Below are 24,010 nucleotides of genomic sequence, written 5' to 3' on the forward strand. Positions count from 1 at the left end.
TAATCACAGATTTACTTCTGTAATTACATATTTCTTCCTGAGTTTATTATTACTCGACCTTCCTACTTAAACAGTGCAATACCTTTGGTGATACTGCACCATCCAAGTAGGAAGGTTACGAGTATTTTTCAATCTGTATCAGGCGCTAAGTTCTGCATATTTGTTGGTTGCAGCTACGAATCTGTCAAGAGTTTCTATCGCTTTGCCTGAATCGATAGTTTCTTTTGCCTTAACAACTGCTTCTGCCATTGATATTCCGTCTATTCCGAGGTAGATAGCAAGAGCTGCATTTAAGATTACATCATCTCTCTTTGGTCCCTGTTCCTTGCCTGAGAGGATATCTCTTGTGATCTGGGCGTTCTCCTGCGGAGTTCCTCCGATCAGGTCTTCAAGCTTGCAGAGCTTTAAGCCGAAGACTTCAGGTGAGAGCTCATAGGTGTGAAGGTTACCTTCTCTTATCTCACATACTGTTGTAGGACCTGTAAGAGTAACTTCATCGATGCCATCGCTTCCACACACTACGACGCCTCTTGTAACTCCAAGATTGGACAGAACCTGGGCAAGGGGTTCTACGAGTTTCTGGTCATATACGCCCATTACCTGCATCTTGGCTGCTGCCGGATTGGTAAGAGGTCCGAGGATATTGAAGATAGTCCTTATTCCAAGCTCCTTACGAACAGGCGCTGCATATTTCATAGAAGAGTGGTACTTCTGAGCGAAGAGGAAACAAATTCCTGTTTCATCCAAAACCTTCATCATCTGATCAGGCTCAAGAGTAATTGTAGCTCCAAGTTGCTCAAGAACATCGGCAGCACCTGACTTGGAAGACACAGATCTGTTACCGTGCTTAGCTACAGGTACGCCTGCTGCCGCGATAACGAATGCAGAAGTTGTAGATATATTAAAAGTTCCAACAAGATCTCCGCCTGTACCTACGATCTCCATTACATCAGTACTTGGCTGAACTCTGATACCCTTTTCTCTCATAACATTGGCACATGCTGTTATCTCAGTTACAGTCTCACCCTTCATACGAAGCCCTGTGATGAAAGCTGCAATCTGAGCCTGAGTTGCTGTTCCATCAAACATCTCGCTCATTGCCTCTTTAGCTGTCTGTGCGTCAAGATCCTTACCTGCTACTACCTGTGCGATTGCTTCTTTGATCATATTAGATCCTCCATTTTAGACTAAAATCCTTGAAGCATCGGTTTTCTTTAGTAGCTGCATGAGATGTATCTTTTCATGATATCTATATAAATATCCTTATATCATGCCCAAACGTCTCTTTTTATCTATTAAAAAAAGCCTCTGCCTCAGTTACTTTAACTGGGACAAAGGCTTTGAATTTACATTCACAGCTTCTGCGGTACCACCCATTTTGATCCGTGACCTTCCGGCCGCGCACCCACTCTTTCAAATACTTTGTATCCTCGTTGCACATCACTAAATCGCACTATGATCGCAACTAGACCAACATATCTGCCTGGCTGATAACGGTTCAGGTTCCCGTCAGCTCCTACTCGGTATCCCTTTCAGGCTGCCCTCACAGGTCCATTCGGTATTTCGTTACTACTGCCTCACACCAACCGGCAGCTCTCTGATAATAACAGCCATACGTACTCGTCCTGTTCAACGGTTTGACTCATATTATGAGTAAGATGTCAAAAAGCGCCTTTCGACTCTTACGTCATGTTTTGAATTTGTTTTGCTTTAATGAATTAAAGTATAAGTGCAGCGATAATAAAAGTCAATCAAAAATATAATAATATTCAAAAACATTAAATTCGCTACACCGTACATTAATTTTATAATGCTTTTGTTACACTGGTTTACTACGGATTTATATATTCCGTATTATACTTTTATATGATTTCTCGATAGTTCTAATATACCGTTTCTTATAATGTATTACTCCAATTAAACCGATAAATATATGAAACTTATACTTAGCGCTTGGACGTTGTCGCATCCCACACGTTCCTTTTTTCTTAATCAGCAGTCAGGTTACATTGCTCTTAGAAAGGGAGTATAGCCATGCTTAGAATAGGTCTATTAATATCTGATTTTAAAAAGAAGATATCTGTGACTTCTGCGTAGGTGCCATCCGCGCCGCAGAAAAAGAAGAAATCCTTCTTACCATTATGCCCGGCGGAAGTTTTCTTTCAGATGAGCAGAAAGAAAAAAACAACAATTATGATTATCAGCAGACTGTTATCTTTGACTATGTCAGCGAAGATAACTTTGACGGACTACTCATAGATTTAGATAGCATTGGAACTAATATTACTGACTATGCCAAGGATGTATTTCTTGGAAACTTTATTGATCAAAAAATTCCATTTCTTCTTTTATCAGAGTTTAATGGCAATAAGACCATCAACAATCCCTGGATGAAACACGATAGAAATCAAGGATACCAGGCCATCCTTGATATAGAGAATTATGTCACGGCAGGTGAACTTCCTGTTCCTTCAAATGATCACAATGTTCCTGCTATAGAGATCTCGGAAGCAGAGTCTATGAAACAGCTGTCTATCATAGCTGAAAAGCTTCTTCGCAGACTTCCGGACAGTACTCCTGTTTATTCTAATATTATGGAACTTCTTTCGCTTGGAGGTATCAAGGATGCATTTATTCTTGTGTATGGAGATGGTATACCCAATACTATTAAAGAGCCTTGGATCATGCCAGAGAAGATCCTAGTCAAAGGACTTCTTCATGATGGTAAGAATATCGATCTGCCAAGTGGAACTATTGTCGATACCATGAACCTTCTTGACGAGTCCACAGAAGAAGCCTTGAACCCGGGCGGATGGATTGCCAGAACACTGTATTTCCATGAGAATCAAAATGGTGTTATGGCTATTAAGATCAATAGTAATTTCATGGTTCCTAATTTCGAAAACATTATGTTCGAGATCATTCACTCTGCCATTAACAGCGCCTTTAAAGATATCATCTTCCAGAATATGGCAGAAGAGATAGTATCCCTTCAGGTAGAAGTCGAAAGGGGCGATTCTATTCTCGACCGCCTCGGTGAAAAAGACTATATGACCGGTGAGTACAATAGGCGCGGATTCTTCACTCACGCCTACGATTATATGAGAAGGGATTATGTAGAGGGAACCTATGCAATCATCTCTTATGTTGATCTTGATACTCTAAGAAGTATCAATGAACTCTACGGCAGGCAGGAAGGCAATCTTGCAATAAAAAGAACAGCTGTTGTCCTTCATAACGTATTTGGTGAACAAGCCCTTGTTGGAAGACTTAGGGGCAATGAATTTGCTGTACTTCTTATAACTAATAGAAAAGATAAGCTCGAGTACTTAAGAGCTTCTATGCAACAGCAAAATGCAAGGCTCATGGCAGAGCAAGATAAGCCTTACAGTATCCATCTTATGTTCGTTATCAATCAGTTCGAGTATAGCAGCTCTATACGATTTGAAGACATGCTCAAAGAGACTGATATAAACCTTAAGAATATGAAGAACATGATGTAATCACATATAAACTTTCCGAATCTAAAAAACAGAGAGATAAACTTATCAGTTATCTCTCTGTTTTAGTATTATGATCTATTTAGAAGTTATCGTCTGAATCATCTTCAGATTCGTCGCCGTACTCCTCATCTGATTTCTCTTCGATATTATCCTCATCTTCGATCATATCTTCTTCATCAAAATCATCCTCAGATGATACTACATCTTCTTCGCCTGTATCTTCCATGGCATCGTCCATATTTTCATACTCAACGTTTCCGTCTGATACCTTCTCACGAACCTTGGCGATACTTACAACACTTGCACCATCATCAAGCTTTATAAGCCTTACACCAGATGTGATACGGCTATATATAGATACATCGCTCATTCTAAGCTGGATGATAGTACCCTGATCAGTGATCATCATGACTTCATGCTCATCGTTAACAGCCTTGACACCTACAAGACGACCTGTCTTTTCTATGATCCTGTAGCACTTAAGTCCTTTACCGCCTCTGTACTGAGTCTTGAACTCTTCAAGCTTAGTACGCTTACCGTATCCTTTCTCTGATACTACAAGAAGAGAAGAACCCTGAGTATCTATCTGCATTCCGATGATCTCATCATCATCGTCCAGCATCATACCACGTACACCCATTGCATCACGGCCCATGGCACGAACATCTGTCTCTTTAAAGCGTATACACATTCCGTTCTTTGTTACAAGGAAGATATCTGAGCTGTTTCTGGTAGTCTTAACTTCGATAAGCTCATCATCCTCTTCAAGGTTTATGCATCTAAGTCCGTTCTTACGGATATTGGCAAAATCCTTGATAGGAGTCTTCTTGACTGTTCCTTTCTTAGTAACCATGAACAGGTGCTTGTCTTCTTCTTCGAAGCTTCCAACAGGGATGATAGCTGTTATCTTCTCATCAGGTCCCAGCTGCAGGAGATTGACAATAGCTGTTCCTCTGGATGTTCTGGATGCTTCCGGAATCTTATAGGTCTTCATAGTATACACACGACCTGTTGATGTGAAGAACATCACATTGTTGTGTGTTGTAGTCATGAGAAGATCTGTTACATAGTCTCCGTCAATAGTACTGATACCCTTGATTCCGTGACCGCCTCTGTTCTGAGCTTTGAAGTTATCAATAGCCATTCTCTTGATATAACCAAGAGATGTAAGAGCGATTACTGTATTTACATTCGGGATGAGGTCTTCATCTTCGAATTCAGCCTCATCATGTCCGATCTGTGTCTTTCTGTCATCGCCGTATTTATCAGCAATCTCTGTGATCTCTTTTTTGATAACACCAAGAAGGAGATTGTGATCAGCAAGAATAGCCTTAAGTTCAGCGATCTTCTTAAGGAGTTCTTCGTGCTCAGCCTGAAGCTTGTCTCTTTCCAAACCTGTGAGAGTACGAAGTCTCATATCTACGATAGCCTGAGACTGTGCTTCAGAGAGTCCGAAACGAGCCATTAACTGCTCTTTGGCGATCTGAACTGTTTCACTTCCTCTGATGATCCTTATTACTTCATCGATATTATCAAGTGCTATAAGCAGACCCTGTAAGATATGATCTCTTTCTTCTGCCTTACCAAGATCATATTTGGTTCTTCTTGTTACTACATCTTCCTGATGGAGGATATAATATCTGAGCATCTTATCAAGTGATAAGATTTTGGGCTCATTATTAACAAGAGCCAGCATGATAACACCAAAAGATGCCTGGAGATCTGTATGCTTATAGAGCTTGTTGAGCATAACCTGTGCATTAACATCATGACGCAGCTCTATAACTATGCGCATACCGTCCTTATCAGACTCATCGCGAAGAGCAGTGATACCGTCAATCTTCTTGTTCTTGACAAGTTCTGCGATTCTCTCGATAAGTTTAGCCTTATTTACAAGGTATGGAAGCTCTGTTACGACGATCCTGTTCTTGCCGCCGTTCATAGGCTCTATGTCTGTTACGGCTCTGCAGATTACCTTGCCTCGTCCTGTTCTGTAAGCTTCCTCAGCACCTCTTGTTCCAAGGATTATACCGCCTGTAGGATAGTCAGGTGCCTTGATGATAGGAAGCAGCTCATCTATCTCTGTCTCTCTGCCTTCATTGACCTTATTATCGATCATAAGATTTATAGCTCTTACAACTTCTCTAAGGTTATGGGGCGGGATATTAGTAGCCATACCTACAGCAATACCTGTTGTTCCGTTTACAAGAAGATTAGGTATTCTGCTGGGAAGTACAGCAGGCTCTTTCTCTGTTTCATCAAAGTTAGGAACGAAGTCTACTGTATCCTTGTTAATATCAGCTACCATCTCCATGGAGATCTTGGTAAGTCTTGCCTCTGTGTATCGCATGGCAGCCGGTCCGTCGCCATCGACTGAACCAAAGTTACCGTGTCCGTCTACGAGACAGTATCTCATGTTCCAGGGCTGGGCCAGATATACCAGCGCTCCGTATATGGATGTATCGCCATGAGGGTGGAATTTACCCATTGTATCACCGACGATACGGGCACACTTACGGTGCGGCTTGTCAGGTCCGTTATTGAGTTCGACCATGGAGTAGAGCACACGCCTTTGAACAGGCTTAAGTCCGTCTCTTACGTCAGGAAGTGCTCTTGATGCTATAACAGACATCGCATAGTCTATATAGGATGTCTCCATTGTCTTCTTTAAATCTACTTCCGTTATATCTGTCGTATTGGTCGCTTCTGTCTGATCAAAGACATCATCTGGAAGATCATTTCCGGCGTTTATTCCGTTCTGATTTTCATTGTCAGCCATTCTTTTTTTCCTTTTCTTTTTTCATGAAAAAATAAATCTATTCCATGAATTTATATATTATCTTCAAGATTTCTGATTCATAGGTTCAAATGCATTTTCACAGATATCTTATATATCCAGGTTCTGTACGAACTTAGCGTTTGCTTCTATGAACTCTCTTCTAGGCTCAACCTTATCACCCATAAGAGTAGTAAATGTTACATCAAGTTCTGACTCTGCATCATCGTCCATATTGACACGAAGGAGAGTTCTGGTCTCGGGATTCATAGTTGTCTCCCAGAGCTGCTCGGCATCCATCTCACCAAGTCCCTTATAACGCTGGATCTTATTGTTCTGGTCACGTCCTACCTGAGCTATGATATTGTTAAGCTCTTCATCAGAGTAGGCATACCAGGTCTTCTTGTTCCTCTCAAGCTTATAAAGCGGCGGCTGAGCCAGATATACATGGCCCTGCTTGATAAGTTCAGGCATGAATCTGTAAAGGAATGTCAGCATCAGTGTAGCGATATGAGCACCGTCTACATCGGCATCAGTCATGATGATGATCTTGCCATAGCGAAGCTTGGATATATCAAAATCTTCATGGATACCTGTTCCGAAAGCTGTGATCATGGTCTTGATCTCGGCATTACCATAGATACGGTCAACACTTGCTTTTTCTACGTTAAGGATCTTTCCTCTAAGAGGAAGGATAGCCTGTGTTGCACGGCTTCTTGCATTCTTGGCAGATCCGCCGGCGGAGTTACCCTCAACGATGAAGATCTCGCAGTTCTCAGGATTCTTGTCAGAACAGTCTGCAAGTTTGCCGGGAAGTCCAAGTCCGTCAAGTGCTGTCTTACGTCTTGTAAGATCTCTTGCCTTTCTGGCAGCATCTCTTGCACGCTGTGCCAGAACAGCCTTTTCTATGATAGTCTTAGCTATCTGAGGATTCTGCTCCAGGAAGTATGTAAGCTGCTCTGATACGATACTAGCTACAGCTCCTCTTGCTTCGGAGTTACCGAGCTTTTGCTTGGTCTGACCTTCGAACTGAGGATCACCTATCTTAACAGAGATGATAGCTGTCATACCTTCACGAATATCCTCACCTGTAAGGTTCTCGTCTGTCTCTTTTACAAGCTTCTGTGCCTTGGCATAATCATTGAAGATCTTGGTAGTAGCTATCTTGAAGCCTTCAAGATGTGTACCGCCTTCAGGTGTATTGATATTGTTTACAAAAGTATAGATACTTTCGTTATAGGCATCATTGTGCTGAACAGATACTTCTACATGTACTTCGTTCTTGTCGCCTTCAAAATACATGATCTGATCATACAGTGGAGTCTTGGACTTATTAAGATAAGCTACGAACTCGCTTATACCACCTTCGTAGTGGAAGTGCTCAACTCTTGGCTCCTTGATCTCAGCATCTTCAGGGATTCTCTCATCTGTAAGAGATATCTTAAGTCCTCTTGTAAGGAAAGCCATCTCACGAAGTCTCTGCCTTAGGACATTGTAATCAAATACTGTTGTCTCTCTGAATATCTCTGCATCAGGCTTGAACTCTACACATGTTCCTGTATCTTCAAGTTCGCATGTTCCTATCTCCTTAAGTGGATAGCATACATGACCTCTTTCATAACGCTGCATATAGATCTTGCCGCCCTGTTTAACTTTAACTTCAAGCCATTCAGAAAGGGCATTTACTACTGACGCGCCTACGCCGTGGAGACCACCTGATACCTTGTATCCTCCACCACCGAACTTTCCACCTGCATGCAGGATAGTGAATACTACCTCAACACCTGTAAGTCCTGACTTGTGGTTGATACCTGTAGGGATACCACGTCCATTATCTTTTACGATAATAGTATTTCCGGGTGTTATTGTAACTTCAATATGGTCGCAGGCACCTGCCAGAGCCTCATCAACTGAGTTATCAACAATCTCATATACAAGATGATGAAGACCTCTTGCGGCTGTTGTTCCAATGTACATACCAGGTCTTTTACGAACTGCTTCTAGTCCTTCAAGAATCTGGATTTGATCCGCACCGTACTGTACTTCTTCGTTATTAGACATTTATGAACCTCTTTTTTTATCTGCTGTATTTTGGAATCAGTTCTCTGATGTAACAGTTCCGTTTACTACTTTAAACAGCTTATTTATTTCAAATCTATGATTAACGAACTCGTCATAACCTGTGCAGGTGATTATGGTCTGTATATCACCTATTGTATCCAGCAGATAGTTCTGCCTGTTAGAATCGAGTTCGGATAGCACATCATCAAGGAGCAGTACAGGATTTTCCTTTTTAGCCTTTTTGACGATCTCAATCTCTGACAATTTTAGTGAGAGAGAAGCGGTCCTTTGCTGGCCTTGAGACCCGAATTTCCTGATATCTATAGCTTCGTTTTGTGATGCTCCCTTAACAATAAAAGAGAAATCGTCCTTCTGCGGTCCTACACTGGTCTGCTTCAGGAACAGATCTCTGTCTTTGACTTTCTTTAGCTTGCTTTCATAATCGTCTGCAGCTACATTGGGCTCATAGAAGATCTTAAGATTTTCACGGCCTCCCGTAAGCTTGTCATGTATGGGCTCTATTATGCTGCACAGATCTTCTATGAACTGCTGCCTTGCCTTTATTATCTGAGTTCCGTACATGATCATCTGATCATCCTGCACATCCAGAAGTGGTCTGTATTCCGGATGATCATACATATCTTTGAGCATCTTGTTACGCTGAACCAGAAGCTTATTGAATCTCGTAAGATTGTACAGATATGTCTCATCAAGCTGACACAGCTCCAGATCTATAAACCTGCGCCTCTCCGAAGGGCCGTTCTTGACTATTGCAAGATCCTCCGGTGAGAAAAAAACTGCATTCAGCTTTCCAACATAATCAGCTGCCTTTTTAAGCTTCTGACCATCTATTGCAAGGCCTTTGGACTTACTCTTTCTAAGATGCATATCAAGCCTGTATTCTGCATGATCTCTTTCAATTATGGATCTGATATGAGCTTCATCTTTTTGGAAATTGATTACTTCCCTGTCTTTAGATCCCTTGTGAGATTTGGTCGTTGCCGACATGAATATTGCTTCGAGTATATTGGTCTTGCCCTGAGCGTTGTCGCCGTACAGGATATTGGTACCCTTATCAAAGTCTAGATGAAGTTCTTCGTAGTTTCTGAAGTTTGAAAGCTCCAGCCTTTTAATAATCATCTTTCGACCTTAAAACTCCTGCCTCTGTATTCAACAACATCTCCCGGAACCAGTTTCTTGCCGCGTCTTGTATCAACTTCTCCGTTGACCTTTACAAGACCTGCCTGGATATCCTCCTTGGCATCAGCTCCTGATTCTTCATAACCGGCCTTCTTAAGGGCCTGTCCGAGCTTTATATAATCATCTGTTTCTCTTAACTTAACTATATCCATTACTAACCTCTATTTTTATTTCTATATACCGACTTCAGGATGTAGTCAGTATATGTCCAGAAATACATGGATGTATTTCTATGTACCGACTACAGGATGTAGTCAGTACATGTATAGAAATGCATGGATGCATTTCTATGTACCGACTACAGGATGTAGTCAGTATATGTATAGAAATACATGGATGTATTTCTATATACGTCAGTCCACCGTTGTAAAGTTAACCGGAAGGATCAGATATGTGTAGCTTGCATCTGCATCCTTGATAAAGCATGGAGCCTTAGGATTAACCAGATATATATCCACATTATCATCATCGATTGCACGAAGAGCATCGATAAGGAACTTTGGATTGAAACCGATCTTAAGATCTTTACCCTGCTTCTCGATATCAACCTTTTCATCCATGGATCCTACTGCAGAGTTAATCTTCATCTCAAGGAATCCGTCCTCAATTGAGATGATAACAGGTCTCTTATCACCTTCCTTAACAAGGAGAGTAGCACGATCTATACAATCAAGGAATTCCCTTCTGTTGATCGTCAGCTTAGTCTCATAATCAGAGGAGAGCATCTGATCGATATTGAAATATTCACCCTCAAGAAGTCTTGATACAACTACAGTCTTATCAAACTCGAACAGAACATGCTTATCTGTGAAGAAGATACTTACGATGGATTCTGTAGAATCTGTAAGGATCTTTGATACTTCAGAAAGAGCTTTTCCAGGTACGATAACTTTCTTAAAACCATAGCTGCTTGCAAGTTCAACTCTTCTGATAGAGATTCTGTGTCCGTCAAGAGATACCATCTTGAGCATATTGCCGTCTACTTCGAAGAGCTCACCACCCATTACCTTGTTAGTATCATTGTCAGATATTGAAAAGATAGTCTGAAGGATGATATTACGAAGTGTATACTGTGAGATCTGGATTCCGTCTATCCTCTCAATTGCAGGAAGATATGAGAAGTCATCACCACTTCTTCCAAGGATAGTGAACTTTGCCTTCTCACAGCTTATAGTAACTTTAATATTGCCTTCTGTATTCTGTGATTCGATAGTTACATCATTGTCAGGGAGCTTTCTTATGATGTCAAAAAAGATCTTGGCATCAATAGCGATATAACCTCTGTCGAGGATATTGCCATCTACTATAGTCTCTATTCCAAGCTCCATATCATTAGCTATGAACTTTATAACTCCTTCTGTAGTGTCAATTAATATACACTGTAGAATAGACATTGTTGTCTTTGCAGGCACTGCCTTGGAAACAATCTGAAGTCCACTAACAAGATTTGATTTCGAGCATACAAATTTCATAGCTCCGATACTTCCTTTCTGTCTATAAAAAGTTTATATGTGTAGGTATTAATTTTATCCACCTAAAAAATCTTTTGGAATGAATTCCGGTGCAGATAAAAAGAAAAAGAATAAAATAATATTCTAATTATTATAGAATGTTGATAAGTGCAAAACCTTTATTATTATACAATTTTACTTGCTTTTTTACAACGAAAAGACTGTTGATAATAAGACTTATCAATGTGAATTTAGCGTATATTTTTCACAATTAATCTATAATTTTTTTAATCTTATGATGTGGGTCCGAGTTTCTTTTTGATTATATCCACATTTTTAACAAGATCCCCATCTGTGGATAGCTTTCCTTTTATACGGCTTATACCTGACATGACTGTAGTATGGTCTTTTTTGCCAAGGATCCTTCCGATCTCTTCCAAAGAGATATCAGTCATCTCCCTGCACAGATACATGATGATCTGTCTTGGAAGGACTATCTCAGAGTTACGCTTTCTTGATACCACATCATCTATCCTTATGCCGTACTGCTCGCATACAGTATTGACGATAAGCTGCGGAGTTATGATCTTGTTTTCTTCAGGAGATATGATATCTCTGAGAGCTTCTTTGACATTATCAATATTGATCTCCACATTATTAAGACGCGAATATGCGATTATCTTATTAAAAGCACCTTCAAGCTCTCTGATATTGCTCTTAATATTAGTTGCTATATATTCAAGGATCTCATCATCTATATGATTGCCAAAATTCTCAGCATTCTTGCGAAGGATAGCCATTCTGGTCTCGTAGTCAGGTGCCTGGATATCAGCGATAAGGCCCATCTCAAAACGGGATCTGAACCTTTCTTCCAGAGTCTCCATCTCCTTAGGGGGACGGTCAGATGACAGGATTATCTGTTTGCCGGCCTGATGGAGCTCATTAAAAGTATGGAAGAACTCCTCCTGCGTAGATTCTTTACCTATGATAAACTGAACATCATCTACCATAAGTACATCAACCGTGCGGTATTTCTCACGAAGCTTGGACATTGATTCCTGCTTACCAGAACGGATTGATTCGATAACCTCGTTGGTAAAAGCCTCTGATGTTACATATAGAACCTTGGCAGATGAATTATGCTCCATGATAAAATGACCTATGGAATGCATAAGGTGAGTCTTACCAAGTCCGGGACCTCCATATAGGAAAAGAGGATTGTAGCTTTCTCCCGGAGATTCAGCAACTGCAAGAGATGCTGAATGAGCGAACTTGTTATTAGATCCGACTACAAAAGTATCAAATCTGTATTTGGGATTAAGATTTGAATTCTCATAGCTCTGGCTCTCGGATACAGACTCTTTTTCCGCAGAAGGAGTTGATGTCTTTTCATTATTAATATTTACATCCTTTTGAAGGACGAAGGAAACATCAACAGCTTCTCCTATAAGCTCAGAGATAGCCACCTTAAAGAAGTTCTGATAATGCGTAGTTATGTAATTGTGGGCGATTGAATTATCAGAAGGTATCAGAATAAAAACAACGCCGCCGTTATATTCATAGAAAGATAAAGGCTCGATCCAGGTATGATAAGATATGTCTGTTATACCTGATTCTTCTCTAACGGCATCTTTGATATGATCCCAGCTGTCATTTAAGATAGATGTGATTTCGTCGGATAACATAGATTCCCCCATTAATAATAGTAGAATAAATTAATTTTATCGTAAAAAAACCTAAACATCAATTTTGCACGATTGTGGATAACTTTTTAAATTTTGATAAAAAAATTTATTATAAAGTTATACACTGACCGTGTTAAGAACAAAATCAACTATAAAAAGGTGGATAAAATCACTCATCACCACTTTTTACCATCTGAAAAAAGTACTTTATCCACATTTTTTCCACAATTTGTGGATTTTTATGATAAAAAACAAATAAAACACAAGTTATCCACATAATCCATATTTAGCTGTGGATAATTAATTTATATACAAGATATTGATAATTATTTTGTGGATAACTTTTTTCAAATTTTTTAAATCCGTAATATACGGACATTTTTGCGTATAATCATACTTGACTAAAAAGATGATTTTATATATAATTAGAACGATTTTTTCCACACAGGAATTATTACAGACCTATCGAATCTGTTTTCCTGTCAGGGAAACAGATTTTATTTCCAGATCCAAGACCTTATCATTACCGGATCTTGGACGTGCATTATTTTGGTAAAGGAGGTGTTATAAGACATGGCAAAGATGACATTTCAGCCGCATAAGCTTCAGCGCAAGAGAGTACATGGTTTCAGAGCTAGAATGAGTACTCCAGGTGGAAGAAAAGTGCTGGCTGCCAGAAGACTTAAAGGTAGAAAGAGATTATCCGCTTAAGGATACTTGACTTAAAGGCTGCATTTAATATAAATGTAGCCTTATTTTTTAATTACATGAAATCACTTAGAAAATCATACGAATTCAAAAATGTATATAACAATGGAAGATCCATTGCAGATAGGTATCTGGTCGTATATGTGTGGAAGAATCAGACAGAAGATAGCTATCTTGGTATCTCCTGCTCTAAAAAGATCGGAAATAGTGTTGTAAGACATCATTTTGCAAGACTTATCCGTGAGATCGTGAGGCTACATGAACAGATGTTTAATAGTGGTTTAAACATCGTAGTCGTTGCCAGATCAGCAAGTAAAGATGCTGATTATCACACGCTGGAGGATTCATTCCTTAAGCTCATGGCAAAAGCTCATTTAATGCAAAATAATGAGCAGATCTGAAAGTAGTTGCAGGTGTTTTTATATAAAGAAGCGAACATTGTGGTTATTATATTATGTTTACTTCTTATATGAAGATATTACTTTTCGGATTATGCTACTTATTGTAGTATTTACTGCATGTAACTATGAAAATATGTGACATTCCTTGACTTATGGGAGGTGCACATGAAAAAACTATTTATTTTTCTTATCAGGTTTTACCGGAAATACATATCGCCTTTTAAGAGCACTAAATGTCCTTATATACCGACATGTTCAGAATATGCTCTTGAAGCGGTTACCAAATACGGCGCTTTTAAAGGTGGATTACTTGCACTTTGGAGGATATTAAGGTGCAATCCTTTTTCAAGCGGCGGATATGACCCGGTTCCCTGAGGGGGAAGGTAAGCGGAGGACTGCTTAAATGTTCGAATGGATTGCGGTAATTCTCGGTTATATCATGAACGTTATTTATATCGTTCTGGCCGGAATTGCAGGGTTATTTACTAATAGCGACGGTAGCGTTGCTGTCGGCAATATCGGTATTGCCATTATTCTTTTTACACTTATTATTTATGTAGCTATGCTGCCTCTTACTTACAGACAGCAGAAGTTCAGTAAGCTTCAGGCCAAGATGCAGCCTGAGATCAAAGCTATTCAGGACAAGTACAAAAATAAGAAAGATACAGATTCACAGATGGCTATGAATCAGGAGATTCAGGCTGTATACGGCAAGTACGGCGTATCAATGTCAGGTAGCTGTGTACAGATGATTCTTCAGATGATTATCCTTCTTCCTCTGTATCGTGTTATTTACAATATTCCGAAATACGTTCCTGCTGTTAATGACGTATTTTCAAAACTTGGAAGTGCTCTTGTAGAGCTTGGCGATTCTGCTTCTGAGCAGGTTACAAGCCTTGTATCAGGTTCAACAAGTGCTGCAGCCATTGTAAAAGAGATGGCTGAAAATGGAGCATCCAGCGATTATTATGCTCAGCTCCTTAACAAGTTCTCAACAGCAAACTGGCAAGATCTTTCAAATTGGGCTTCTTCTACAGGCAACACAGATCTTGTTAATACAATAAACACAACTTCTTCTAATGTAGAGACAATGAACAGCTTCCTTGGACTTACAATTTCCAATTCACCACAGTACATGTTCTCTGAGGCTATTGAGAAGTTCAATTCTGCAGGATTTTCTGCAGGTGTTATTGTAGCGATCATTCTTGCTGTCATAGTTCCTGTACTTGCTTTCCTTACACAGTATCTGTCAGTTAAGCTTACAACATCTATGACTCAGACAGGACAGAAGCTTGATCCTAACGATCCTGCAGCCCAGATGCAGAATTCCATGAAGACTATGAACGTAGTAATGCCTATATTCTCTGCATGGATCTGTTTTACACTTCCTGCAGGTATGGGTATCTACTGGATTGCAGCTGCTGTTATCCGTACGATCCTTGCTATCATCGTCAACCACCGTATCGACAAGATCGATATCGATGCTATGATCGAAGAGAATCAGGCCAAGTATCAGAAGAAACTTGAGAAGAGAAAAGATCTTACACCTAATCTTTCAAACTATGCTAATTTCTCTAACAGAAACCTTTCTACACTTGCCCAGGAGGTTACTACAAGTTCCGTTTCTGAAACTGAGCGTTCTGAAAGACTTGATCAGGTTAGCGCTTTATACGATTCTGGTAAAGCACGTAAAGATTCGCTCTTACATGCTGCCAATATGGTCAAAGAATACGACAGAACTCACTAATTGAAAATTGTAAACTAGGAGACTAAAGATGAGTGAATATAAAGAATATGCTGCCAAGACAGTTTCCGAAGCTATAACAGAAGCTTGTGCGCAGTTATCAGTTACATCTGACAGACTCGATTATCAGGTTGTCAGCGAAGGATCTACAGGTTTCCTCGGAATGGGAATAAAGCCTGCTATTATCAAAGCTCGTATTAAGGAACAGGAGATTAAAGCCGAAATCTCTTTTGATGATATTGATGTCAAGGAAGAAAAAAGCTCTGAAGCTCCAGTAGCCAATACTTCAGATTCTGTTGATGTTGCAGATGAAGCTAAAGATACAGCCAAAAAAGTAGTCTTTTTTGACGAGGATGCTATTGTAAATTCTGCAAAAGTATTTCTTGAAGACGTATTCAAGGCAATGGATATGCCTGTTGAACTTGGTATTTCTTTTGACAAAGTAAATACAGTTCTTAATATTGACCTTAAGGGTGCTGACATGGGCGTACTTATCGGCAAGAGAGGTCAGACACTTGATTCTCTTCAGTACCTTGTATCACTTGTTATAAATCGTGATCAGGAAGAGTACATTCATGTAAAGGTTGACACTGAGAATTATCGTCAGCGTCGCAAGGCTACACTTGAAAACCTTGCCAAGAATATCGCTTATAAGGTTAGAAAGACCAGAAGAAACGTATCTCTTGAGCCTATGAACCCTTACGAAAGAAGAATCATACACTCCGCTCTTCAGAATGACCGTTATGTTACAACACATTCAGAAGGCGAGGAGCCATATCGCAGGGTTGTTGTTACATTTAAGAAATAATAAAGGCAGGATTAAGGTTTCTTTTAATACCTTATGACGACCGGATTGTTGCGTTTCTTCTATAGATATGAAATAGAAGATAACTCAGACTTTTTGATACACCCCGCTTTTATAAGTGGGGTGTATTTTGTGGTTTTTAATTGGCCTATTTTATACATTTTTGTTTTTTATTCAAGAGTCAGTAGATATTGATTTAGAGGTACATATGATTCATTCAAATGACGATACCATTGCTGCTATAGCCACCGCTGCCAGTGATGCCGGAATTGGCATAATAAGAGTTAGTGGTACCAGAGCAATAGAAGCTGTATCACATTTTTATCAAAATGCAAAACATGAATTTGACTTACAGTCGCACCAAAGCGGTACTATACGTTTTGGATATTTTTGTGATACTAAGGGTGATCTTATAGATGAAGTTATGGTATCAGTTATGAGAGCACCACATTCTTATACCAAAGAAGATGTGGTTGAAGTAAATACTCATGGCGGAACTATGGTAATGCAGAAGATCCTCCATGAACTTATATCTGATGAGAACATATGCAGACTTGCAGAACCCGGAGAGTTTACAAAAAGAGCTTTTCTAAATGGACGTATAGACCTTACAAGAGCAGAAGCTGTAATGGATATAATAGAAGCCAAGTCAGAATTTGCTCTTAACAATTCTGAGAAGCAGCTTAGAGGAGACATGCGTAATATTATCGAAGATATGCGTTCCAAGATAATATACGAGATGGCTTATATAGAATCTGCTCTGGATGATCCGGAGAATTATGATCTTACAGGATATAAAGATCGGATCATGCCAATATGCGACAAAATTATACGAAATTGCGATAAGCTTATAAAAAGCGCCGATGAAGGCCGAGTTAGAGCTACCGGTCTTAGCACAGTTATAATCGGTAAGCCCAATAGCGGCAAATCATCTCTTCTTAATGTCCTGACAGGAGAGGAGACTGCAATAGTTACTGATATCGCCGGTACCACAAGAGATGTAATAGAGCATGATGTTAAGCTTGGCAATATACTCCTACATGTAATTGATACAGCCGGCATCAGAGATTCTGCTGATAAGATCGAAGCAATCGGTGTTGAGAAAGCAAGAAAATATGCAAGAGAAGCTGAGCTTATCTTATATATGATCGATTCTACTTCACAGATCAATGATGAAGATATAGAGATCCTTAACTCTGTCAAAGATAAAAAGATAATAGTCCTTCTTAATAAGACTGATAAAGAGGATGAGATCATAATAACCAAAGATAATATCTCTAAGCTTTTAGAAACTGTAGGTGTATCATCTGATGTCCCTGTCATCACCACATCAATGATACTTGGAAATGGAATTGATGAACTTAAAAATGCGATAAGTGACCTTTTCTTCAATGGTAAGCTTGTCCCTGAAGATGAGATCTATGTTACGAACCTTCGTCACAAGAATCTCCTTGAAAAAGCCTACAGATCTCTATGCCTTGTAAAAAACTCTGTAGAGCAGGGACTTAGTGAAGATTTCTACACCATAGATCTTCATGATGCATATGAAAGCCTTGGACTCATAATAGGTGAAGAAGTAGGAGATGACCTTGTAGAAGAGATATTCTCCAAATTCTGTATGGGTAAATAAAGTGAAGACATAAGTGGCAAATGAACTTTTGGCACTCATTTCATATGATAACTTAAGGGTAAATAATCTTTTATCACTTACTACATATAATGTTGTAAGAACAAAGGGACTTTTGACATCTACTTCATATAATGACGTAAGAGGCATAGGGATTTTGAGAACCTGCCTCATATGATTATTTATATATAATCAATATAATTAAAATATTTTAACTAATATTATATAAACTTTTCAAAAAGTTGGGAAGTTTGAATTTTAATATATTATAGGTATGAACATGATTAATTCTAACTTTGATAATGTTGATGTATGTGTAATAGGTGCCGGACATGCCGGATGTGAGGCAGCTCTTGCCTGTGCACGTCTTGGGCTTGAAACAGTTGTATTTACTGTTAGTGCCGACAATATTGCTTTTATGCCCTGTAATCCACACATAGGTGGATCATCCAAGGGACATCTTGTTAGAGAGATAGATGCACTCGGCGGTGAGATGGGCAAGAATATAGATAAAACCTTCCTTCAGTCCAAGATGCTCAATGTATCCAAAGGACCAGCCGTACATTCTCTTCGTGCTCAGGCTGACAAACTTCAGTATTCTCTTCTTATGAAGAAAAAGCTTGAGGCTCAGGAGCATCTTACTATCAAACAGACTGAAGTAGTAGAACTTATTACTGAAGAAGTCACTTCAGATACTACGGATGAATTTGGAACCAATCTTTCTCATGAAGGATATAAATATAGGATCACAGGTGTTAAGATCGCTACAGGTGGTATATATAACTGTAAAGCTGTTATTCTTTGTACCGGAACATATCTAAAAGCAAGATGCTTGTGTGGTGAAAGCATTACTTATACAGGACCAAATGGAATGCAGCCATCCAACAATCTGTCTGCTTCATTAATAAATGCCGGAATTGAACTTAGAAGATTTAAAACCGGAACACCTGCCAGAATGGACGGTAATACCATTGACTATTCCAAAATGACAGAGCAGTTTGGTGATGATCCTGTAGTTCCTTTTTCCTTCTCAACAGATCCTAAAGATGTGCAGAAGCCTCAGGTTTCATGCTGGCTTACATATACTAATGAAGAAACACATAGGATCATCCGTGAGAATATTGGAAGATCTCCTATGTATTCAGGTGTTATAGAAGGAATAGGACCCAGATATTGTCCTTCTATCGAAGATAAAGTCGTCAAGTTCCCTGATCATGACAGACATCAGGTATTTATAGAGCCGGAAGGAACCTTCACTAATGAAGTATATGTTGATGGTATGTCTTCTTCTATGCCTGAAGATGTACAGCTTCAGATGTACAGATCTGTTCCTGGTCTTGAGAATTGTAAGATTGTAAAGAATGCATATGCAATAGAATATGACTGCCTTGCATCCGGTCAGCTTTCTCCTGTACTTGAGATCAGAACTATTAGAGGATGTTTTAGCGCCGGTCAGTTCAATGGAAGCTCTGGTTATGAAGAAGCCGCTGCCCAGGGCCTTTATGCAGGTATCAATGTAGCTAGACAGCTAACAGGTAAGCCATATATAACTATCGATAGAAGCGAAGGATATATAGGAGTACTTGTGGATGATCTTGTTACCAAGGACAATCTTGAACCCTACAGGATGATGACATCACGTGCCGAGTACAGACTGTTCCTAAGACAGGACAATGCAGATCTTCGCCTTAGAAAAAAGGGTTACGAAGCAGGTCTTATAACCAAAGAGCAGTATGATCATCTGCTTCTAAAAGAACAGCAGATAGAAAGTGAAATACAAAGGTTAAAAAATACGAGAGTAGGAGCCTCTGCCAATATACAGAAGTTTATGACAGAGCATGATTCATCAACTCTAAAGACAGCATGCACTCTTGCAGAACTTATCTGCAGACCTGAACTTTCATATGATGTTTTATGTGAAATTGATCCTGAAAGACCTCAGCTTACCAAAGATGTTACAGAGCAGGTTGAGATCAATATAAGATACGAAGGATATATCACAAGACAGGAATCGCAGATTGCTGCCTTTAAGAAACTTGAGAACAAACTCATTCCTGCTGATATTGATTATGATAAGGTATCAAGTCTTAGAATAGAAGCAAGACAGAAACTCAAGAAGTTCAAGCCAATCAATATAGGACAGGCCAGTAGGATAAGCGGAGTTAATCCAGCCGATGTATCAGTACTACTTGTATATATTGATTCTGTATATAAGAAGTAAATGCAAGGCATTTTTAAAATATGAGGTAAGGTTGAAAATGTTCCATTTTCAACCCTAAATTGATGTCGCGAGCTCCATCAATTTAAGCCTCGTGTCACTTCCTTTGCTCGCGACATGAGGTTAACTATGAACAATTATAGTAAGATGATCAGTGATCTTAAATCTATAAATATTGAATTAACTGATCATCAGATAGAACAATTTGACAAGTATTATAATCTGCTTGTTAAGTGGAATGAAGTAATGAACCTGACTGCTATTACTGAGTTCAATGATGTATGTCAGCTTCATTTTGTTGATTCACTTATGGCAGTACCATATTTTGATTTTAATAAGAAGGAACTGTCTTTAATAGATGTTGGAACAGGTGCCGGATTCCCAGGTATACCTCTTAAGATAGCATTCCCTCATCTTAAAGTTACCCTTCTTGACTCACTCAATAAGAGACTTAACTTCCTCAATGAAGTTATTAATGAACTTGGCCTTAATGAAGATGGCGGATCTATAGAAACTGTTCATGGAAGAGCAGAAGATTATTCTAATTCCAAGAACGGTGTTCTACGTGAAAAATTTGATATTGGAACAGCAAGAGCAGTTGCTAATATGTCAACTCTTTCTGAATATATACTTCCTTATGTAAAAGTAGGTGGTCATTTTGTTGCATATAAAAGTAACAAAATTAATGAAGAAATAGAGTTGTCTAAAAAAGCCATAAAAACTCTTGGCGGTACTATAAGCTCTGTCAATAATACATTCTTACCTGGTTCTGATATAGAAAGATCTATTGTAATAATTAACAAATCAAAAACAACTCCAAAATTATACCCCCGAAAAGCTGGACTACCTTCAAAACAACCACTATAATAAATAAGTGTTAAACACGTGAAGCAAAAATTTATACCTTTGTTTCACGTGAAACATTCCAAAATACAGTTGTGTTATTCCAAAAAAGCACAAAACTTTGTTTCACGTGAAACAAAATAATCAATATTTAGTATAATCTTCCGTGAAACATAGTTAAATAACGTTTAATTACAACGTGAAACAAGGTAAAAGCAGTAAAAAATGGGTGAAAAAGCTCAAAAAATGACAATAAAGTCATTAAGAAAAAATTGGAATCTAATAATTCCAAATAACACCCATAAAAAATCTGAGTATATGAAAAGGCCACTGATTCATTAAATGATCAACCTTTTATACTCAGACAAAGTGTAAATACCAAAGATACTGGTAATGTTTGTTTTAAAGAGGACATAAACCATATCCAAACAAAATGATCGCAGGCGCCGTTTGCGATTGTTTTTTAACGTTAAATGACGTTTTTCAATGAATCAGTGACGTATCCGCCGCTGATTCAAGTGTGAGAGTGGAATCCAAAATAAAACAGGAATCTAATATTGTAAGTAATACTCTCGATTCATTCAGGAACATGTTTTAAATTGGAATATTCTCAAAATAATACGTGAATTTTGGAATCATAATCATAATATCGGCGCAGAAATGGGAGATATATGGGAAGAATCATAGCGGTAGCGAACCAAAAGGGAGGAGTTGGTAAAACAACAACTTCTATCAATCTATCAGCAGCTCTTGCTGAAGAAAACAAGAAAATTCTCGTAATCGATGCAGACCCCCAGGGCAATACAACAAGCGGATTCGGTTTAGACAAAAATGAAATAGACAGAACTATCTATCATCTTATGATAGGAGAATGTTCTGTAACAGAATGTATCAGACACGATATAGTAGAGGATCTTCCGGGAATCGACATAATACCTTCTAACATCAATCTGTCAGCAGCAGAGATTGAGCTTATAGACATAGATAAGAAGGAATATATCCTCAAAAACGAGATAGACAAGGTCAAAGATAATTATGACTTCATAATCATCGACTGTCCTCCATCACTTAGCATGCTGACTGTTAATGCGATGACAACAGCTGATAAAGTTCTGGTGCCTATACAGTGTGAATATTATGCACTCGAAGGACTGAGCCAGCTAGTACATACAGTCAACCTTGTAAAAGAAAGACTTAATCCAAGGCTTGAAATGGAAGGCGTTGTATTCACTATGTTCGATGCCAGAACAAACCTTTCATTACAGGTAGTAGAAAATGTCAAAGATCACATTGATGAAAATGTATTCAAGACAATAATTCCAAGAAATATAAGACTTGCAGAGGCTCCAAGCTACGGACTTCCAATTAATTTATATGAACCAAAATCTGCAGGAGCAGAAGCTTATAAATTACTAGCAGAAGAAGTAATTGCTAATGAAGGCTAAACAAGGGTAAAGGATAGGAACGGAGGAAAACATGGCAGTTAAAACAAAGCGAGGACTTGGAAGAGGTCTGGACAGTCTGATACCGGCAGGAGAATCCAAAAAAGAAGTAAAGAAAGCTACTGTACTTGTCAAAGAAGAAAAAGCATTAGAAAGCGATGAATCAAAAAAACTGATCAAGATCACAAAAGTTGAGCCCAATCACGACCAGCCAAGAAAACAGTTCGATGAGGATGCTCTTCAGGAACTTGCAGAATCAATAAAACAGGTCGGAATCCTTGAACCATTGCTTGTAAGAAACAGGGATGACCATTTTGAGATAATTGCAGGTGAAAGACGTTGGCGTGCAGCCAGAGCAGCAGGTATCAAGGAAGTTCCTGTAGTAATCAGGAATGACCTTACAGATCAGCAGATTGTAGAGATACAGCTGATTGAGAACATCCAGAGAGAAAACCTTAATCCAATTGAAGAAGCTAAGGCATTCCACAGACTCATCACAGAATTCAATCTCAAGCAGGATGAAGTAGCAGAAAGAGTCTCCAAATCCAGAGTTGCGATCACAAACTCTATGAGACTTCTAAAACTTTCAGATGAAGTCCAGCAGATGATAATAGATGGTAAACTCACAAGCGGACATGCAAGAGCTCTTATATCAGTAGAAGACAAAAAGCTCCAGCTCGAGCTTGCAGAGAAGATATTTGACGAAAAGCTCAGTGTACGTCAGGCTGAAAAACTTGTCAAAGATCTTGGCAAAGAAAAACCGGCACCAAAACAACCTGTAGTTATAGACAAGAACCTTGAGAATATCTACAGAGATCTTGAAAAAAGGTGTAAAGAAAAGACCGGAACCAAGGTTGCAATAACACCAAAGGGAAACAATGGCGGTGGCAAGATAGAGATTGAGTTTTATAACAACGACGATCTTGAAAAGATAACACGTATGCTTCTTATATAAAACATTGTATGACCAATAATACCAAAAGAAGGAAAAGCAAATGAACAGTAATATATTAAATTATATGGGACTTTCAAATATAGATCCCGGAATATATGTAATAGCTATAGCAGTTCTTCTTTTATTAGTAGTGATCTTACTTATATGCACTATTAGACAAGGCCGTGAAGTATCAGTCTTAAAGAGAAGGATCTCAAAGTTCATGTCAGGAAGAGATGCAGAAAGCTTAGAAGATCAGATTGTAGAGCTTTTTGAAGACAATCAGTATATGAAAGCAGCATCTGACAAGAACAAAAATGACATAATCGATCTTAACAAGAGAATGAGACACTGCTTCCAGAAAGTAGGAATCGTCAAATACGACGCCCTCAATCAGATGGGCGGGCAGCTGTCTTATGCGCTTGCACTTCTTGACGAAGAAGATAATGGATATATAATAAACTCAGTGCATGGCAACGAAGGCTGTTATTCATATACCAAGGTCATAAAGAATGGAAGAAGTGACATAGAACTTGGTATAGAAGAAAGAAAAGCCCTTGAAAACGCTGTTATGAGCAGATAACATATTTTTAAACGGATTTGTAATTTTAT

General features: G+C 38.9%; 19 protein-coding genes and 1 other annotated feature. Of the genes, 12 read left to right on the forward strand and 7 right to left on the reverse strand.

Annotated features, from left to right (window positions below; all coding sequences use genetic code 11):
• Positions 1-138: 138 nt before the first annotated feature.
• Positions 139-1,167 carry an anthranilate phosphoribosyltransferase gene (gene trpD, locus I7804_RS03170; protein WP_248404915.1) on the reverse strand — a complete coding sequence of 343 codons (1,029 nt, stop codon included), beginning with the start codon at positions 1,165-1,167 and terminating at the stop codon, positions 139-141.
• 157 nt (positions 1,168-1,324) lie between these two features.
• Positions 1,325-1,642 (reverse strand) — a binding site (T-box leader).
• Positions 1,643-2,141: 499 nt separating this feature from the next.
• On the opposite strand from trpD, the gene I7804_RS03175 reads away from it, so the two are divergent.
• Complete coding sequence (locus I7804_RS03175) at positions 2,142-3,503, forward strand: GGDEF domain-containing protein (protein ID WP_248404917.1); 1,362 nt, start codon at positions 2,142-2,144, stop codon at positions 3,501-3,503.
• A 79-nt stretch (positions 3,504-3,582) separates the two neighbouring features.
• Here I7804_RS03175 and gyrA read toward each other — a convergent pair whose 3' ends face one another.
• From gyrA to dnaA, 6 genes are all read right to left on the reverse strand, one after another.
• Positions 3,583-6,282: a DNA gyrase subunit A gene (gene gyrA / locus I7804_RS03180; protein ID WP_282570473.1), complete on the reverse strand. Its 2,700-nt coding sequence runs from the start codon at positions 6,280-6,282 to the stop codon at positions 3,583-3,585.
• A gap of 108 nt (positions 6,283-6,390) precedes the next feature.
• A complete protein-coding gene (gyrB, locus tag I7804_RS03185) occupies positions 6,391-8,340 on the reverse strand; it encodes a DNA topoisomerase (ATP-hydrolyzing) subunit B (protein ID WP_022753294.1) in 1,950 nt (649 codons plus the stop codon).
• A gap of 36 nt (positions 8,341-8,376) precedes the next feature.
• Positions 8,377-9,480, reverse strand: coding sequence for a DNA replication/repair protein RecF (gene recF, locus I7804_RS03190; RefSeq protein ID WP_022753295.1), 1,104 nt, complete (start codon positions 9,478-9,480; stop codon positions 8,377-8,379).
• Positions 9,477-9,692 (reverse strand): RNA-binding S4 domain-containing protein, encoded by a 216-nt coding sequence (locus I7804_RS03195; protein ID WP_022753296.1) that lies wholly within the window; start codon positions 9,690-9,692, stop codon positions 9,477-9,479. The genes recF and I7804_RS03195 overlap by 4 nt, the downstream gene beginning before the upstream one ends.
• 201 nt (positions 9,693-9,893) lie before the next feature.
• Entirely contained in the window at positions 9,894-11,012 is a 1,119-nt protein-coding gene (gene dnaN / locus I7804_RS03200; RefSeq protein WP_022753297.1) for a DNA polymerase III subunit beta, read from the reverse strand.
• 272 nt (positions 11,013-11,284) lie between these two features.
• Positions 11,285-12,676 (reverse strand): chromosomal replication initiator protein DnaA, encoded by a 1,392-nt coding sequence (dnaA, locus tag I7804_RS03205; RefSeq protein WP_248404918.1) that lies wholly within the window; start codon positions 12,674-12,676, stop codon positions 11,285-11,287.
• 573 nt (positions 12,677-13,249) lie between these two features.
• On the opposite strand from dnaA, the gene rpmH reads away from it, so the two are divergent.
• The 11 genes from rpmH to I7804_RS03260 all read left to right on the forward strand — a co-directional run bounded on the left by rpmH (position 13,250) and on the right by I7804_RS03260 (position 23,981).
• A complete protein-coding gene (gene rpmH, locus I7804_RS03210; protein ID WP_022753299.1) occupies positions 13,250-13,387 on the forward strand; it encodes a 50S ribosomal protein L34 in 138 nt (45 codons plus the stop codon).
• A 56-nt stretch (positions 13,388-13,443) separates the two neighbouring features.
• Positions 13,444-13,785: a ribonuclease P protein component gene (rnpA, locus tag I7804_RS03215; protein WP_022753300.1), complete on the forward strand. Its 342-nt coding sequence runs from the start codon at positions 13,444-13,446 to the stop codon at positions 13,783-13,785.
• A 165-nt stretch (positions 13,786-13,950) separates the two neighbouring features.
• Entirely contained in the window at positions 13,951-14,160 is a 210-nt protein-coding gene (gene yidD, locus I7804_RS03220; RefSeq protein ID WP_022753301.1) for a membrane protein insertion efficiency factor YidD, read from the forward strand.
• Positions 14,161-14,188: 28 nt separating this feature from the next.
• Positions 14,189-15,532 (forward strand): YidC/Oxa1 family membrane protein insertase, encoded by a 1,344-nt coding sequence (locus I7804_RS03225; protein ID WP_248404919.1) that lies wholly within the window; start codon positions 14,189-14,191, stop codon positions 15,530-15,532.
• A 28-nt stretch (positions 15,533-15,560) separates the two neighbouring features.
• Positions 15,561-16,337 (forward strand): RNA-binding cell elongation regulator Jag/EloR, encoded by a 777-nt coding sequence (gene jag / locus I7804_RS03230; RefSeq protein WP_248404920.1) that lies wholly within the window; start codon positions 15,561-15,563, stop codon positions 16,335-16,337.
• Positions 16,338-16,542: 205 nt separating this feature from the next.
• On the forward strand, positions 16,543-17,964 hold the full coding sequence (mnmE, locus tag I7804_RS03235) for a tRNA uridine-5-carboxymethylaminomethyl(34) synthesis GTPase MnmE (protein WP_248404921.1): 1,422 nt from the start codon (positions 16,543-16,545) through the stop codon (positions 17,962-17,964).
• Between the two features lie 271 nt (positions 17,965-18,235).
• Positions 18,236-20,182, forward strand: coding sequence for a tRNA uridine-5-carboxymethylaminomethyl(34) synthesis enzyme MnmG (mnmG, locus tag I7804_RS03240; protein ID WP_282570475.1), 1,947 nt, complete (start codon positions 18,236-18,238; stop codon positions 20,180-20,182).
• 126 nt (positions 20,183-20,308) lie between these two features.
• Positions 20,309-21,046, forward strand: coding sequence for a 16S rRNA (guanine(527)-N(7))-methyltransferase RsmG (gene rsmG / locus I7804_RS03245; RefSeq protein ID WP_248404922.1), 738 nt, complete (start codon positions 20,309-20,311; stop codon positions 21,044-21,046).
• Between the two features lie 647 nt (positions 21,047-21,693).
• Entirely contained in the window at positions 21,694-22,467 is a 774-nt protein-coding gene (locus I7804_RS03250) for a ParA family protein (protein WP_022753307.1), read from the forward strand.
• A 31-nt stretch (positions 22,468-22,498) separates the two neighbouring features.
• Positions 22,499-23,419, forward strand: coding sequence for a ParB/RepB/Spo0J family partition protein (locus tag I7804_RS03255; RefSeq protein ID WP_092045941.1), 921 nt, complete (start codon positions 22,499-22,501; stop codon positions 23,417-23,419).
• Positions 23,420-23,459: 40 nt separating this feature from the next.
• Positions 23,460-23,981, forward strand: coding sequence for a DUF4446 family protein (locus tag I7804_RS03260; protein ID WP_248404923.1), 522 nt, complete (start codon positions 23,460-23,462; stop codon positions 23,979-23,981).
• Positions 23,982-24,010 lie beyond the last annotated feature (29 nt).

Origin of the sequence: Butyrivibrio fibrisolvens (assembly GCF_023206215.1) — a bacterium.
GTDB classification, from domain to species: Bacteria; Bacillota; Clostridia; order Lachnospirales; family Lachnospiraceae; genus Butyrivibrio; species Butyrivibrio fibrisolvens_C.